The 15,181-nt window shown below is 43.9% G+C and carries 15 protein-coding genes; 8 read left to right on the top strand and 7 right to left on the bottom strand.

What is annotated here, in order from left to right; all coding sequences use genetic code 11:
• Positions 1-173: 173 nt before the first annotated feature.
• Complete coding sequence (locus MLD56_RS09630; protein WP_029514745.1) at positions 174-1,010, bottom strand: AraC family transcriptional regulator; 837 nt, start codon at positions 1,008-1,010, stop codon at positions 174-176.
• A gap of 138 nt (positions 1,011-1,148) precedes the next feature.
• On the opposite strand from MLD56_RS09630, the gene MLD56_RS09625 reads away from it, so the two are divergent.
• The 3 genes from MLD56_RS09625 to MLD56_RS09615 all read left to right on the top strand — a co-directional run bounded on the left by MLD56_RS09625 (position 1,149) and on the right by MLD56_RS09615 (position 5,319).
• Positions 1,149-3,176 (top strand): beta-galactosidase, encoded by a 2,028-nt coding sequence (locus tag MLD56_RS09625; RefSeq protein WP_029514746.1) that lies wholly within the window; start codon positions 1,149-1,151, stop codon positions 3,174-3,176.
• 69 nt (positions 3,177-3,245) lie between these two features.
• Positions 3,246-4,472 carry an MFS transporter gene (locus MLD56_RS09620; protein WP_029514747.1) on the top strand — a complete coding sequence of 409 codons (1,227 nt, stop codon included), beginning with the start codon at positions 3,246-3,248 and terminating at the stop codon, positions 4,470-4,472.
• Between the two features lie 211 nt (positions 4,473-4,683).
• Positions 4,684-5,319, top strand: coding sequence for a hypothetical protein (locus MLD56_RS09615; protein WP_029514748.1), 636 nt, complete (start codon positions 4,684-4,686; stop codon positions 5,317-5,319).
• Between the two features lie 74 nt (positions 5,320-5,393).
• On the opposite strand, the gene MLD56_RS09610 is transcribed toward MLD56_RS09615, so the two are convergent.
• From MLD56_RS09610 to MLD56_RS09590, 5 genes are all read right to left on the bottom strand, one after another.
• Positions 5,394-6,224 carry a DegV family protein gene (locus MLD56_RS09610; protein ID WP_029514749.1) on the bottom strand — a complete coding sequence of 277 codons (831 nt, stop codon included), beginning with the start codon at positions 6,222-6,224 and terminating at the stop codon, positions 5,394-5,396.
• Positions 6,225-6,245: 21 nt separating this feature from the next.
• Positions 6,246-6,683, bottom strand: a complete 438-nt coding sequence (locus tag MLD56_RS09605; protein ID WP_029514750.1) for a MarR family winged helix-turn-helix transcriptional regulator — start codon at positions 6,681-6,683, stop codon at positions 6,246-6,248.
• Positions 6,684-7,093: 410 nt separating this feature from the next.
• The gene (locus MLD56_RS09600; protein WP_013309835.1) at positions 7,094-7,675 is read right to left on the bottom strand and encodes an NAD(P)H-dependent oxidoreductase; all 582 of its coding nucleotides are present in this window, start codon (positions 7,673-7,675) and stop codon (positions 7,094-7,096) included.
• Positions 7,676-7,747: 72 nt separating this feature from the next.
• Positions 7,748-8,170 (bottom strand): MarR family winged helix-turn-helix transcriptional regulator, encoded by a 423-nt coding sequence (locus MLD56_RS09595; RefSeq protein WP_029514751.1) that lies wholly within the window; start codon positions 8,168-8,170, stop codon positions 7,748-7,750.
• A gap of 212 nt (positions 8,171-8,382) precedes the next feature.
• Positions 8,383-9,504 carry an NADH:flavin oxidoreductase gene (locus MLD56_RS09590; protein WP_029514752.1) on the bottom strand — a complete coding sequence of 374 codons (1,122 nt, stop codon included), beginning with the start codon at positions 9,502-9,504 and terminating at the stop codon, positions 8,383-8,385.
• A 245-nt stretch (positions 9,505-9,749) separates the two neighbouring features.
• Between MLD56_RS09590 and MLD56_RS09585 the strand changes: the two genes are divergently transcribed.
• A complete protein-coding gene (locus tag MLD56_RS09585) occupies positions 9,750-10,346 on the top strand; it encodes a TetR family transcriptional regulator (protein ID WP_029514753.1) in 597 nt (198 codons plus the stop codon).
• A gap of 95 nt (positions 10,347-10,441) precedes the next feature.
• Here MLD56_RS09585 and MLD56_RS09580 read toward each other — a convergent pair whose 3' ends face one another.
• Positions 10,442-11,593 carry an iron-containing alcohol dehydrogenase gene (locus MLD56_RS09580; protein ID WP_029514754.1) on the bottom strand — a complete coding sequence of 384 codons (1,152 nt, stop codon included), beginning with the start codon at positions 11,591-11,593 and terminating at the stop codon, positions 10,442-10,444.
• A gap of 253 nt (positions 11,594-11,846) precedes the next feature.
• Between MLD56_RS09580 and MLD56_RS09575 the strand changes: the two genes are divergently transcribed.
• The 4 genes from MLD56_RS09575 to MLD56_RS09560 all read left to right on the top strand — a co-directional run bounded on the left by MLD56_RS09575 (position 11,847) and on the right by MLD56_RS09560 (position 15,106).
• The gene (locus MLD56_RS09575; protein ID WP_029514755.1) at positions 11,847-12,881 is read left to right on the top strand and encodes a C40 family peptidase; all 1,035 of its coding nucleotides are present in this window, start codon (positions 11,847-11,849) and stop codon (positions 12,879-12,881) included.
• 270 nt (positions 12,882-13,151) lie between these two features.
• Positions 13,152-13,682: a GNAT family N-acetyltransferase gene (locus tag MLD56_RS09570; RefSeq protein ID WP_029514756.1), complete on the top strand. Its 531-nt coding sequence runs from the start codon at positions 13,152-13,154 to the stop codon at positions 13,680-13,682.
• A gap of 202 nt (positions 13,683-13,884) precedes the next feature.
• Positions 13,885-14,256 carry an iron chaperone gene (locus tag MLD56_RS09565; protein ID WP_029514757.1) on the top strand — a complete coding sequence of 124 codons (372 nt, stop codon included), beginning with the start codon at positions 13,885-13,887 and terminating at the stop codon, positions 14,254-14,256.
• A gap of 172 nt (positions 14,257-14,428) precedes the next feature.
• Complete coding sequence (locus MLD56_RS09560; RefSeq protein WP_029514758.1) at positions 14,429-15,106, top strand: tetratricopeptide repeat protein; 678 nt, start codon at positions 14,429-14,431, stop codon at positions 15,104-15,106.
• The last annotated feature ends 75 nt before the right edge of the window (positions 15,107-15,181 follow it).

Raw genomic sequence — 15,181 nt, 5'->3', positions numbered from 1 at the left:
ATGAGGGTTTTGCAAAAGAATTATGGATCTTATGTTTATTATGTCACCTGCACATCAGATTGATGAAACAAATGAACTATTATTTTATACTCCCTCTTCCTGAAAAAAACAATAAGGAATGCTCCCTAAAAAGAGCATTCCCGAGTAAGAAAGAGCATTTCGATAAAATACCTTTATGTATACAGTAATTTGAACCTTTCCGGGGTAATTCCTTCAGCTCGGCGAAAAGTTGCCACAAAATGACTGGTATCTCGGAAGCCCACTCGCTCCGAAATCTCCTTTACTGTTAATTGCGGATATTCCGCCATCATTTCCTTGGCCTTCCGCAGCCGAATCACAATCAGATAAGCATACGAAGTCACACCAAACGCTTGCTTAAATAATGTATTTAAATGACGGGAGCTGACATTCATCATAACTGCCATATCACCTAGACCCACATCTGGACTGGCATAATTTTGCTCCATAAAGGCCAGTACAGGGGTTAATCGTTCCACATTATGGGATAGGGAAGGCATCGAGCTATGTTGTCCATGTTTACGCAGCAGAGTCAGAAAACGATACATATTGGCCGAAGCATCTAATCCAGACAAATCACGTTCACTAACCATGGAATGAAGCATCGTTTCCCCAAAACTGTGCAGCTCGCTATCCGGGTCCCAATGATACCCACGCGTATGCTTCAACCCCAGTGCAGTCAGTACAGCAGCGGCGATGGGGCCGTCAAATGTAATGTATAACGTTCGCCATACCTTGGTCGCCCGTCTGTATGCATGGGATTCCCCAGGTAGCAGCAGAACTCCAGACTGCTCCCCCAGACGAAAGGTCCCCCCTTTAAATGTAAACATCCCTTCACCAGACACCGTCTGAATCCAGTGAAAGCACGGATAGCCCTCTGGACGGGACACATCTTCCTGCCTGCTGTTAAATCCGATACTTTCAATAAAAAGGGGTAAAGAGTGCTCACGCGTAGTCAGGAAAAATCGCAAATGATGGGGAGTTAAAATCATAAAAAGCACCTCCGGCGTATGCGGGTATGTATTTCTCATGTAGATCCATATTGTTATATACACGTTCATTTTATTATATTTAAAAGCAGTTATTTGTATTATAAGATAGAATTATTCTTATATACAGAGGTGATTGGCATGATAAGCAGTAAACTACCTAAAGTATTTTACGGTGGAGATTATAATCCTGAACAATGGGATGAGGCCACGCATCAGGAAGATTTACGGATGTTCAGGCAGGCAGGGATTGATATCGCCACGGTCAACGTATTCTCATGGGCCAAAATTCAATCCGACGAAATCACATATCATTTTGAATGGCTGGATCAATTGATTGACAGTCTTTATGAAAGCGATATCTTCGTTTGTCTAGCTACTAGCACGGCAGCGCATCCTGCTTGGATGGCTACTCGCTACCCCGACGTTCTCCGGGTGGACGCTGACGGACGGAAGCGGAAGTTCGGTGGTCGCCACAATTCTTGTCCGAACAGTCCTACGTATCGAAAATTTGCGGAGCAGATGGCTGGCCAACTTGCAGAACGATACAAAAACCATCCCGCGATCCTCGTGTGGCACGTGTCCAATGAGTACGGTGGGGATTGCTATTGTGATAACTGTGCGGCCGCATTCCGGGTGTGGCTCAAGCAAAAATACGGATCACTGGAAGAGCTAAACCGGGTGTGGAATACTTCCTTCTGGGGTCATACCTTCTATGATTGGGATGAAATCGTGCCACCAAATAATTTGAGCGAGCATTGGGGAGAAAATCACTCCTCCTTTCAGGGCATATCCCTCGATTATGCACGTTTTAATTCAGACAGTATGCTGGATTGCTATCTGCTGGAATACAACGCGATTAAAAAACATATTCCCCATGCCGTGATAACGACCAATCTGATGGGATTTTTCAAACAACTGGACTATTTTAAATGGGCTAAGCACATGGATATTGTATCTTGGGATAGTTATCCTGCGGCTAATACCCCGCCAAGCTATACCGCGATGGCACACGATCTGATGCGCGGCTTGAAGGATGGGCAACCCTTTATGCTGATGGAGCAAACACCGAGCCAGCAGAACTGGCAGGCGTATAATTCGCTTAAACGGCCCGGCGTTATGCGGTTATGGAGTTATCAGGCAGTCGCGCATGGCGCGGACACGGTCATGTTCTTCCAGCTTCGCCGCTCAATCGGCGCATGTGAGAAATTCCACGGGGCTGTTATTGAGCATGCCGGGCATGAGAACACACGTGTATTTCGCGAGGTGGCACAGCTTGGCAGTGAGCTTGGCGCATTAGGCAACACGCTACTTGACGCGACCGTCAATGCCAAAGTAGCCATTTTGTTTGATTGGGATAATTGGTGGGCATTGGAAAAATCAAGCGGTCCTTCTGTCGCCTTGAAATATGTGGATCAGGTGCATAAGTATTATGCGACCCTCTTCCGGCGCAACGTACAGATAGACCTGATTTCCGTTGATGCAAATTTCCAGAAATATGATCTCATTATCGCGCCTGTACTCTACATGGTCAAGCCAGGTACCGCCGAGAAGCTGGAACAATTCACAGAGCATGGAGGCACCTTCGTAACGACCTTTTTCAGTGGCATTGTAAATGAAAACGATTTGGTCACAACCGGAGGATATCCTGGTAAACTGCGTAACTTGCTCGGGATCTGGGTGGAGGAAATTGACGCGCTTCTGCCGGAATCATACAATCGCATTGTATTAAAAGAAAAGGTGGGCGTATTACAAGGTGAATATCAATGTGGTCTGCTCTGCGACCTGTTGCATAGCGAAGGTGCCGAGGTGCTGGCGGAATACGGCGATGATTTCTATCAGGGCATGCCAGTGCTGACACGCAATCGTTTCGGTCAAGGCGAGGCATGGTACGTTGCTTCAGATCCTGAAGAGACTTTCCTTGATGGCCTGCTGGGCTACATTTGTGAGCAAAAAGGGATTCCATCCCTGCTGCGCGCTCCTGCGGGTGTAGAAACCACTGTACGGACCAAAGATGGAAAATCATATCTGTTCATTCTGAATCATAACGCCCAGACGCAGCAATATCATCTGGATGATCAGAAAGGGAATGAGCTAATCAGCGGTAAATACCTGGAAGGAGATATTTCTATTGAAGGCTACGGCTTTCAAGTACTGGAGCTATCATAATCACTCAGATTTGACACATACAGTTCACTTTGCTGCATGAGTATAATCTAGGTATCAAAGGAGTTCATCATGAAACGACTGCTATGGATCGGCAGCTTGTCTTATTTTTTAATCGGCCTGGCACACGTGGTTGTAGGCTCCCTACTGCCTGTGTTGTTAGAGCATTACGGTAGAAACTATACGGATGGCGGTAGTCTAATCTTCGCTCAATTTTCCGGTTTTCTGGTTGGAGTCCTGCTGTCACCGTGGCTTGCCCGAAGTTTCGGCAAACGCCGAAGTCTGGTATTCGCCCTGCTTTTGCTGTGCGCGGCTGAAGTGCTATACTCATTGCTGCCGCCTTGGGATTGGCTATATGTCGTCGGTGCAGCAGCGGGGTTTGGCTTCGGCATGGTAGAAACACTCATTGGCACGATTATTATCAGCGGTATTACTCAAGGAACGGGCGCGGCGATGAGCCGTCTGGAAGTCTTTTTTGGGATTGGCGCTTTGGCTATGCCCGCTATCGCCAGCCAACTTATCGCTCTCGGTTGGTGGCGATTGGCCTTTCCCATCATTTCCATGTTTGCAGCCGTGACCATTATAGCTTGGTTGCGCGGGTCCTTCGGCCCGCTGGACGCTGTATTGGACCCACAGGAACACCGAGATAACAGCCTTAAGCGTTCGACTAATTCACTGAAGTCACCCACGGAGAAGGCTTCTGAAGGTAACCCTATTGGCAATCGGAAGCTACTTACACTATTTATCATCTTTTTCTTTATCTATGTAGGAACAGAGATGAGCCTAGCTAATTTCCTGCCCTCCATGTTCATCGAACGGCTGGGCCTCACTCAAGCCGAGGCAGCACTCAGTGTTACCTGCTTCTGGCTAGCAATGGCTACCGGACGGTTGTTCGCAGGAAGTATTGCTGATCGGTACGGCTATGGTGTCTTTGTAGCCCTAAGCTCGCTGGCGGCGACCGTGCTGCTATGCGTGTTCCCACTGATCAAGGGAACTACCGTTGCCTTTGTCCTTATCACACTGCTGGGGCTGGGCATGTCGGGCATTTTTTCCATCGCACTTGTTTTTGCCAGCAAAATGATGCCAGGCACCGAAGAATCTACCACCAGCCTGCTTATAGGCGCAGGTGGAGTTGGGGGAGCTCTGCTGCCTTTATGGCTCGGAAATAGCATGGATCGTGGTGGAGCAGTCTCATCGGCGTGGTTGCTGGCAGGCTTCACATGTATCCTGTGCCTGCTTGGGGGCATCTTGTACGCCCTATATGTGCGCAAAAAGCGGCTTCAAACCGCCTCATCATGATATACACCTCTACTGGTGCCTTTGTCTGTTCCTTGGTTGTCATCCAAGTGCACATTCAAAGGTGCTTTTTTTACATACTAGACGAATGTACCTTGTACAGTAGCCTGTTTTTAGTCAAAATAGATCGTTTCCTATGAATCACAGGACAGATATCCATGCCTCCTCTAGATGAATGGAGTAGTATACAACAAACCATATGGAGGTGTTTGTATTGGGTCATCCTGAATTAAAACGAAAAAAAGGCCGTAAAAAAAATGTTTTTGTCCGTGCCTGGTTTGATAAGTTAGAAAAAAAGTTTGAGGAGAAGCCCCCAAAGAGAAAGAGCCGCTCAAAACGGAAAGGGTTTGGGAAAGATATTATCGTCAAAAAGCAACTTGTAAGTGTGAATATTAATCATGGTGCTTTAGGGCCTGAAGGGGATTCTGGAACCATAGGTGATTTAGCGCAGTTTGGTTATATTTACAATGTGAAGCCCCAAGTTGTTCCGATTGAAGGGGATGTCATTTGGGATACGAACGGTATACTTACTCCTGGAATTGCTCATGTTCCAGGAACTACACAGATTGCTGTATCCGATACTGGAAAATATGAAGTTCACTTTTCGGTGTCCGGTGTGGAACCTAACCAATTCGCCATCTTTATTAATGGAGCACTGGCTGTGGGAACTGTATACGGCTCAGGAGCCGGGACACAACAGAACACAGGGCAAGCCATCCTTGCTCTGGCATGCGGTGACGTCCTTACTCTGCGAAACCATAGCTCTACTACTGCTGTTACCCTGCAAACACAAGCCGGAGGAACTCAAGCCAGCATAAACGCTTCTGTCCTCATTAGAAAATTGGGATAGGCTTGAACTCCCGCAAAGCCTCAGTGTACTAAAAAAGGGTTTATCCATACAGCGAGGATAAACCCTGAATATTTTTAAAAGGCCATAATGATCCCTTTGTCATTGGCATACATTGAACTAATCCCTCTGGTGGACACAATATGAATATCTTTAAATTGATAGCGTTTCCTCAGCGCATTCATTAATTTTTCCGCCAGCCCAGGATTATTGCAGTGAGTAATGACAATGCTTTCTCCTTCGGTAGCCCGGCCACTTTTTTCAATAGTATCTGCGAGCTTTTCGATAATTTGATTCTGACCGCGTGCTTGAGTAAAAAATGCGATATTACCGTCACCATCCGAGCCTAAAATAGGCCTGATATGCAAGAGTGAAAGTATCTTTCCAGTGATTTTATTCATCCGCCCGTTCTTAACCAAATTATCTAGATTTTCTAAAACAAAGTAGGTTTTCATCTTGCTGATAAAGCTCTCCAAGGATGAAATAATTTCGCTTTTATGATATCCCTCGTCAATCAACTTGCGCAGTTTTAGAGCTAACAAGAGCTGTCCAGCCGAAGCGCTTTTCGAATCAAATACATGAACATCCGCCCCCTCTTCTTCCGCCATATCTTTTCCTACCAATGCACTGGAATACGAACTGGACAGGTTGCTGGATAATGTAATGGCAAAAGAAGTATGCGCACCTTGAAAGGCTTCCTTATATAGCATAGGTGACGGTGATGCGGATCCAATTTTGGTTGTACAGGCTCTCATTTCTTCCATAAACTGAGGTAAGTCCAATGTGTCATCATCTACGAAGCATTTATCTCCCAGCGTCATATTTAACGGGATCGTAGTAATCTGCATCTCTTCTCTAAGCTCTCTCGTTAAATCACAGCAGCTATCTGCTATTATTTTATATCTCACCCGGTACACCCTCACATTATGTTATTTTTCAATAGAACGCGCGTTCATAATACTCAAAGAAAGCTCAATTAACCGTATAAATTCCTTCACATTCTTCTCACCCAAACCTACTACAAGCGCTTCAAAATAACCTTCAATTCTCTCTTGCTTCTGTCTGATCAAGGATTCACCATTTACTGTGAGCCTTACACACATTCGTCGTCTGTCATGCTCAGACATTTCCATAGTCACATAGCCTTTTTTCCTTAATCCCGTAAGCGCTGCCGTAATTCTTGATCTGGATACATGCAGATCATCGCTGAGCAAGGAAGGATTAATTTCATCATCCCGGTGCTGAACTAAATATTGAAGCACATGGTTTTCCCCCTGAACAAGCTCCGTCAGGCTACTGAATAATTCCATGTCATAAATCCGGTTAACGGATTCTCTCAATTCGTCCCTTAGTTCATAATCTTTCATAGTGAACCTCCGCAACACACGTAATACATACAGTTAACTATTAATACTATGTACTATAATGAATTGCCCACGATAATAACAATGAAATATTTGTGAATTTTTATACTTTATCCCCCCCTTGAATGTCCAATAACAGGAGGTTTTATACCTTGGACTGTGAGACACCCAGAGGAGAGGGACTGACCCCATAACGTGAGACAACAAGGAGGGTTTTATTTTATGAGGTTCTGGAAACGTGTTATATCATAGAATTTCAAGGAAAAGGGGGATTTGAGCAGCTCCAAATGAGATTGTTGTTTGGACTATATTAGAGAAGTATTAACATTTACAAGAAAAGGCCAACCACTAAATACGGGTTGACCTCATTATTTAAAGAATGTCTTACGTTTCTAAAAGAATATGAACTGAATTTACAGCACCGTTTTAACCGTGTCTTGTACTTGCTTCAACAACCCTTTATAGCCATCTTCATCAAGATAACCAATACTTCCAAGCAGCAAGTGACCGACGGATTCAATTCCAACGAAATCAAAAATTCCCGTATCGGATGTGAGCTTCAATCCTGCAGTCATACCGATTTCATCGTAGATCGCGTTGGGAGTACCATGTGTATTCACGATAAAACCTTTTTTACCTGTAAGCAGCTTATTAATCCCTTCCGCACCAGCCGTATATGCAAAGCCGTATGCAAATACACGATCAACGTAACCTTTCAGGATAGCCGGAAGACCTGTCCACCAAATGGGAGAAATAAAAGTAATCGTATCCGATTGTGAGATGTATTCCTGCTCCACTTTGATATCAGCCGGAGTTTGCCCTGCTCTCATAGCGGCAGTATCCTCAGGTTTTAATACAGGTTGAAAATTAAGGGCATAAAGATCGCGTACAACGACTTCATCACCTTTTTCTTTCAAGGTATTTACAACCGTTTCGAGTATCGCGTGATTGAAGCTTTCTGCGTTTGAGTGAGCATAGATAATAAGATGTTTCATTTTAATAACCTCCAGATGTTTTATTGTTATTTTGATATTAATATAGATATCTATACATTTACTTAAAAAAATTTATAATCTGTTTTTGACATGCTCCAGCAAATATTCCAGTTGTTCTTTTTCTTCATCTTTGAGACCACCATAGATGGTTTCTTGTAATCTATTGGAGATCACCTCAAATACAGGCTCTATCTCTCTTCCCTTATCGGTCAGAAATATCAGGGTAACTCGGCTATCCTCCCTTTCTTTTTTTCTTTCGACATATCCCAACTTCACTAGCTTGTCGATCAAAACAGTGACCGTGGGTTGCTGACGAGAAATTTTTTGCGTCAATTCCTTAATAGAAAGCCCGTCGTTTTGATAAAGGAACATTAGGATTCCGCCATGAGTAGGAACAATCCCTTCAATTCCATTCGATTCGAGCTCAGACACAATCAATTTATTGATCGAGTCTCTAATGGTTCCTATCAGTGCAGCTGCATTATTTTTTAACATACAAGCATTATTACATAGACATCTATATATATCAAGTGTTGGTGTCAGTCTGAACTAAAAGCAAATATGACTTAATCTATAATGGTTCATGGTGGATTACTATCGCAGACGCATAAAAAAGCCAAAATACCCAAGTTCCTTACCTGACTTTGAGTATTTTGGCTTACAGTATTTATTTATGAAATGAAGAGATGTTCAAAGTATGATATGTTTTAGTTGAGCGTTTGAAGTATCTCAGGTGTAAAGGTTTGAAGATCATGAATTCGGCCTTCACGTATTTTCGTAGCCCATGCAGGATCGCCCAGAAGCGCACGCCCAACAGCTACCAGATCAAATTCATTGTTGTCGAGCCGTTCCAGAAGTTCATTAATATCTTGGTGTCCTGCCCCTTTCCCTTCGATATAACTTACAAAATCCTCATCCAGACCTACAGAGCCAACCGTAATCGTAGTTTTTCCAGTCAGCTTCTTCACCCATCCGGCAAAGCTCAAATCGGAGCCTTCAAATTCAGGTACCCAAAAGCGACGTGTCGAGCAATGGAAGATGTCCACGCCCGCTTCTACTAATACATTCAGGAATTGCTCCAGTTTATCCGGTGTATCGAACGGCTTTGCGTTGTAATCATTCATTTTCCATTGGGATAGGCGCATGGCAATAGGGTAGTCAGGGCCAACCTCAGCACGAATAGCTTCCACAAGCTCAATGGCGAATTGAGCACGTTTTATGATATCGCCACCATAGCGATCCGTACGTTGGTTCGTCCTCTCCCAAAAGAATTGATCAACCAGATAGCCGTGTGCTCCGTGAATTTCAACGCCGTCAAAACCCAGTCGTTTTGCATTCGCAGCTGCATCGACATAGGCGCGAATGACCTTGACAATTTCTTCTTCTGTCATCGGCTCGGTCACTTTATTGCCTTCCAGATCCAGCCCCGATGGACCAATCGATAGCGCTTCGGGATTCGGCTGAGATCCCAAAGGACGAGCCATCCCCATATGCCAAAGCTGTGGGAAAATTTTACTACCAGCTTCATGAACCTGTCTGACCACTTCAGCCCAACCGTTTAAAGCCGCTTCCCCATAAAAATTAGGTATCCTCGGCTCACTTGTTCCAGCCGGATGGTCAATCACTGCGCCTTCAGTAATAATAAGACCTACATCATTCTCTGCGCGACGGCGATAATAAGCGGCTACATCCGGTCCTGGCACACCATTTGGTGAAAAAGCGCGGCCCATTGACGGCATTACAATACGAGTCTGTAGGGTTAGATTATGAATGGTATAAGGTTGAAATAAAGCTTCTGTTGAATGAACATTTTGCGGTTGATTACTCAAGGATTGTACCTCCTCATTTTCTTTTATTCTTTTAAAGAATTATATATAAGGCTCGTGCATCATCAAACGGGGTGCAAGTGAAATGTTAGCAATGTTTAATTTATCATTCAACCGACAAAATGTTCATTCTGTTGCTTAACCAAAAGGGTTATGAAATTGTTGTATATCTAAATTCACTTGTTGACAAAACAACACATGTTTATAATGGGGGAATCATTTGATTTCCTGAAAGGAGTGTCTTTAGGATGCCTGGTGTAACTTCACCCAACCCAAACGATCCTCGCGTCATTCGAACACGTAGATTAATTCTCGACGCATTCGTTGACCAATTAAATAAGAAAGACTTCTACACGATTACGATCAATGACATTACCCAAAAAGCCACCATTAACCGCGCCACGTTCTATGCACATTTTCAAGATAAATATGCACTGCTTGAAACCCTTTTGTCAGATGCATTTTTGGAGTATGTTATCAAGAGGATTGATGCTGAGGCACGTTTGTCGGAGGAGATCATTCAGAAACTTATTCTTTCGTTATGTGACTATCACGACTCAAGTAACCAATGCGTTCATAAATATAATTCAGTGGCACCGATCCTGGAAGAACATATTAAGAATCAATTACAGCAATTCATACTTCAACTCATAACAAGAGAAGCCAATAATACAGACCAAAGAACGTTAGAACTTGCCGCGACCATTTTAAGCTGGTCCATTTATGGTGTAACCTTTCGCTGGAATGTGGAAGGAAAAAAAGAGTCTCCTACAGATTTAGCCGAGAGAGCTGTGCCTTTAATCTTCAATGGGGTTGTCTTATCTCTAGTCTCACAAATCTCTTAGTAGAAAATGCGAATAAAAAGGGCCGTTCCCAGTATACTTCGATCAGTTCCTGGGACAGCCCTTATAGTATTTAGTAAAATAATTGCATCTTTTATTTAAAGAATTTTCTTAAACATCTCGATAACTTGTTCTTTGCTAGGTATAAACGGATTGCCCGGAGCGCAAGCATCCTTCATTGAGTTCTCGGCAAGCAGATCCAAATCCACTTCATTTACACCTAGTTCAGAAAGTTTGGAAGGAATCCCTACTTCCTTCGACAGGTCTTTGATTCTTTGGATTACATAGTCTGCGCATTCCTTATCCGTTTTCCCCTTATCTTCAAAACCGATGACCTTAGCGATGGCACGAAACTTCTCCGGTACCTGCTTGGCATTCTCCTCCTCCACAATCGGCAGCAGCATGGCATTACAAACACCATGAGGCAAATCGTAAACGCCGCCAAGCTGATGCGCCATCGCATGAACGTAACCCAATCCGGCATTATTAAATGCAAGTCCTCCCAGGAAAATAGCGTATACCATTTGCTCACGTGCTTCTATATCATGACCGTCTCTCACTGTACGAGCCAAATGATTAAAAATAATTTCTACTGCTGCCAAGGCAGTCGCATCCGTTACAGGATAGGAACCTGGCGTAACCAAAGCTTCAATGGCATGGGTCAAAGCATCTAGTCCTGTAGCTGCCGTTAACGCGGCCGGTTTGTCTACCATCAGTTCAGGATCATTAACTGAAATCGTAGCTACACTATTCTTATCAACCATAACCATCTTTACCTTGCGCTCTTCGTCCGTAATGACATAATTGATCGTGATTTCAGCAGATGTTCCTGCTGTGGTATTAATGGCGACAATAGGAAGCGATTTATGCTTGGATTTATGAACGCCCTCATACTCGGTTATATGTCCCCTATTGGTGGCAATAATGCCGATTCCCTTAGCCGTATCCTGTGGTGATCCTCCGCCAATCGAAATTAAAAAGTCACATTCATTTTCTTGCAGAAACTGAACACCATCATGTACATTTTTACAGGTCGGATTTGGTTTTACTTCATCGTATACCGCATAGTTCAATCCAATATCATCCAGCAAAGATGTAACCTTGCCTGCAATACCACTCTTCATCAAAAATTTATCCGTCACGACTAGAGCTTTGTTTAAATTCAGTTCTTTTATATACGGCCCAACTTCTTGCAAACAGCCTGTTCCCATAAGATTGATAGATGGTACAAAAAATACATGTGCGCTCATATAAAATCGGCCTCCTAAAGGATTCACTTCTTGTTGCCTCGCTAAATATAAGGGTATTTCTCAAAAGTGAAATATTTCACATATATAATGTTATCTTTATTTTATTTTGGTGTCAACAATTAAACACAGATATTTATTGGTTTTATTTTTGTTTGTTTACGTTTTTCGAATCAGTCCAATATTTGGTACACAACTAATCGGAGGAAGCCTCGTACAACTTAGATGAACATATTCACAATGAGGTGATGACAGCATGACAATCAACAAGAAAGCATTGCTAGCTCTGCTAGCAGTATCACTGCTCCAAGCAAACCCGTCGTATGCGAAGTCGGTACCGCTGACTCCGGTGACGACCGTTTATGTAGATGACCGCCCACTTCAGCTTGCTGCCCAGCCGCTGCTGCTAGAAGGAACAGCGCTCGTCCCGATGCGCCAGTTGTTTGAGGCACAAGGAGCCGAGCTTTCCTGGAACGCATCCAGCAAAACCGTAACAGCTACCAAAAATGAAGCGGTGCTGACCTACCGTATGGGGGAACTTGCTGCCACCTTAAACGGCAAAACGCTGTCCCTGAATGTTCCTGGACAAATTGTTGAGGGCAACACAATGATTCCACTACGTTTTGTGAGCGAGGCACTTGGGAGCACAGTGAAGTGGGATGCCCTGACCCGAGCGATTCGGATTGTCTCCAGTAACGATTTTTTTACAACGGTTCTTTCGGGAGTCAACCTGCGCAGCAAACCGGATTCGTCGGGAGCTTCCCCTTCCCTGCGGCTTATTCCAGCCAACGAAAAGGTTCATGTCATCCGTGAGATCAATGCCCTCTGGCTGGAAGTGCGCACTAAAGACAACCTGACCGGATACATATCGGCTAAACCCAAATACAGCGATTATACCAGCTCATCCCTGGTGGAACGGCAGGGAGATGAACTCATCGCCTACGGAGAGAAATTCCTTGGTACTCCTTATGAATTCGGCGCAGCAAGCGGCCAGACATCGACCTTTGATTGTTCTTCTTTTGTGGGGGAAGTGTTCCGACATACGCTCTCCATCGACCTCCCCCGTGTCTCTTACGATCAGGCTAAAGAAGGCCAGAAGGTCGGGCTAAACGAGCTACGTAAAGGCGACCTGCTGTTCTTCAGCGCACGCGGCCTGGAGATCGGCCATGTGGCTATTTATGCAGGGAACAACAAATTGTTGCATACATTCTCCAAAGAACGTGGCGTTCATTTTGACACGCTTGATGGTAAATGGCAGAATCGTTTCGTAACAGCCCGCAGGCTGTTTTAAGACAAACTGGATGGCTAATAATAGCGGGCTATTCCAGTACCACATTCAATATTTTCTGTTTGCATTTTTGCCGGACGCCTCCCTTGCGGTTTGCGTTCAGGTGGCAAAAGGTATTGATTCGTTCCCATTGTTCAACACGTAATTCGATCCTCTTCTCTAGCACTTTCTCTCAAAATCTTGGATCTTCCCCATCAGATCTGCTTAAATAGGATTAATAGAATGTGCAAAAAACACGAATATGTATGCTAATTATAGACAGGAGGAATCGTTATGCAATTTGAGACAAAACGGCTCATCATTCGTGATATTTGTACATCCGATTGGGGAAGTATACATACCTACACGTCATTGCCTGAAGTTACTAGGCACACAGCATGGGGACCCAATACAGAAGAAGATACAAAGGCATATATAGAACAAGTTCTAGCCTCACAGCAGGAAATGCCACGACAAGACTACGAACTAGCCATATGTCTGAAAAACACTGGAATCCTGATCGGCGGTGTTGGTATTCATGTCAAAGATACTAATGCAGAAATGGGCTATATTCTAAACCCAGATTATCAAGGAAAGGGTTATGCAACAGAAGCGGCACGAGCCCTGCTAGGCTTTGGATTTAGCACACTTGATGTCCATCGTATTTATGCAACATGTCGTCCAGAAAATAAGGCTTCTGAGAAGATTATGCAACAGATCGGAATGCAACGTGAAGGTATAATGCGAGAACACTGGTACTACAAAGGCGAATTTCACGATTCATATTTGTACTCTATTCTTTCTGAGGAATATAACAGGACATAAAAGGTATTGTTTACATCTTGGGAAGCATGTTGCTGCGATAAATTGATAGTAAACCATTTTGACTATCTAGTTTGAAAATATATATCGTTGGAAATAGGTGTTGTTAAGAACGTGTCTGAGCCATTCTATGAGGAGTTTTAACGACAAATAGGTTCGAGGAACTTCTCTGAACGATACAATTTTTAATTAAGGAGGGAACAACATGGAAGCTTTTGCAGAATATTTAGCGCATATTGATAACCCCCAACATCGGGCTCGAACGCAAGAAGTATTGGCTTGGGTAACCAAGAAATTTCCAAATTTAATGCCAAAAATTGCGTGGAATCAGCCTATGTTTACGGATCACAGCACATTTATTATTGGCTTTAGCGTAGCCAAACATCATTTGGCCGTTGCCCCTGAAAAGGCAGGGATTAATCATTTTTCTGAGTTAATTGTGCAGGCTGGCTATGATCACACCAAGCAGTTGGTACGTATCCAGTGGGATAGTCCAGTTGATTTCTCATTACTTGAGAAAATGATCGAGTTTAATATTTTGGATAAGGCAGACTGTTCAACCTTTTGGCGGGAATAAAAAAAGGTTCCTTTTCTCGTAAAACTATACACCGAGCATCACAAATAAGTGTTTTTCTTCTCACCCCCTCTACCATCCTTCGAAATCTCATCAGGCTAATGCCCCTTAAAGCGGCCTTATGCTATAATGTGGAAAGTATGGATTGTTACATGCACAGGAGGATTGGAGAAAAATGATTGGGAAATTTTTAATTTTCTCTCTACTATGGAGTTTGCTCGGCAACCCGTTTCTGGCACTGCTCGTACTCTTAATCGTGATCTATATATTGGATCGTAGCTTTGTCGGTGTATTGCCCAGCATCAGCAAACCATGGAAAAGAAGACGCAATGCCGCTCGATTGCGCCAACAGATTGCGCTAAACACCAACGATGTGGCTGCTAGGTTCGATTTGGCTCGTATCTGGATCGAAAGCAAGAAATATCCGCAGGCTTTGGAGCTCTTATTGGAAATTCAATCCCGTTATGAAGACTCAGCAGACTATTGGAACGCACGGGGAACGGCTGAAGTACATACAAACCATCTGGAGGATGGAGAACAACATTTACTAAAAGCACTGGATATTAACCCGCGGGTACAGTACGGTGAGCCTTATTTGCATTTAGCCGCTGCTTTCAAGGAACGTGACGTCAATAAGTCGCTTCATTATCTGCAGCAATTTCAGGAGATTCAGTCTTCTTCCAGCGAGGGTTATTATCTGACAGGCTTGATGTACCGTATGCTGGGACGCAAGGATGAAGCCACTATAGCCTTTAACCAGTCCATTGCCGTCTATCGCTCTCTACCCAAATACCGCAAACGAAGTGAGCGCAAGTGGGCTGCGCGTAGCTTATTTCGTAAATCAATCGGCTAAACAGCGCCTACTAACGCAAACAAAGAGGTTCATAATGGTCAGTTTCTACTGTCATCATGAACCTCTTTCTTTAAT

It is taken from the genome of Paenibacillus peoriae, assembly GCF_022531965.1.
GTDB classification, from domain to species: domain Bacteria; phylum Bacillota; class Bacilli; order Paenibacillales; family Paenibacillaceae; genus Paenibacillus; species Paenibacillus polymyxa_D.
Note: the sequence above shows the minus strand (reverse complement) of the source record. Positions and strands in the feature narration are given on the sequence as shown.

Excerpts from the sequence above, each read along its gene's own strand:
- MLD56_RS09630 (WP_029514745.1), bottom strand. The coding sequence starts at position 1,010 with ATGATTTTAACTCCCCATCATTTGCGATTTTTCCTGACTACGCGTGAG.
- MLD56_RS09625 (WP_029514746.1), top strand. The coding sequence starts at position 1,149 with ATGATAAGCAGTAAACTACCTAAAGTATTTTACGGTGGAGATTATAAT.
- MLD56_RS09620 (WP_029514747.1), top strand. The coding sequence starts at position 3,246 with ATGAAACGACTGCTATGGATCGGCAGCTTGTCTTATTTTTTAATCGGC.
- MLD56_RS09605 (WP_029514750.1), bottom strand. The coding sequence starts at position 6,683 with ATGAAAGATTATGAACTAAGGGACGAATTGAGAGAATCCGTTAACCGG.
- MLD56_RS09600 (WP_013309835.1), bottom strand. The coding sequence starts at position 7,675 with ATGAAACATCTTATTATCTATGCTCACTCAAACGCAGAAAGCTTCAAT.
- MLD56_RS09595 (WP_029514751.1), bottom strand. The coding sequence starts at position 8,170 with ATGTTAAAAAATAATGCAGCTGCACTGATAGGAACCATTAGAGACTCG.
- MLD56_RS09585 (WP_029514753.1), top strand. The coding sequence starts at position 9,750 with ATGCCTGGTGTAACTTCACCCAACCCAAACGATCCTCGCGTCATTCGA.
- MLD56_RS09580 (WP_029514754.1), bottom strand. The coding sequence starts at position 11,593 with ATGAGCGCACATGTATTTTTTGTACCATCTATCAATCTTATGGGAACA.
- MLD56_RS09575 (WP_029514755.1), top strand. The coding sequence starts at position 11,847 with ATGACAATCAACAAGAAAGCATTGCTAGCTCTGCTAGCAGTATCACTG.
- MLD56_RS09570 (WP_029514756.1), top strand. The coding sequence starts at position 13,152 with ATGCAATTTGAGACAAAACGGCTCATCATTCGTGATATTTGTACATCC.
- MLD56_RS09565 (WP_029514757.1), top strand. The coding sequence starts at position 13,885 with ATGGAAGCTTTTGCAGAATATTTAGCGCATATTGATAACCCCCAACAT.
- MLD56_RS09560 (WP_029514758.1), top strand. The coding sequence starts at position 14,429 with ATGATTGGGAAATTTTTAATTTTCTCTCTACTATGGAGTTTGCTCGGC.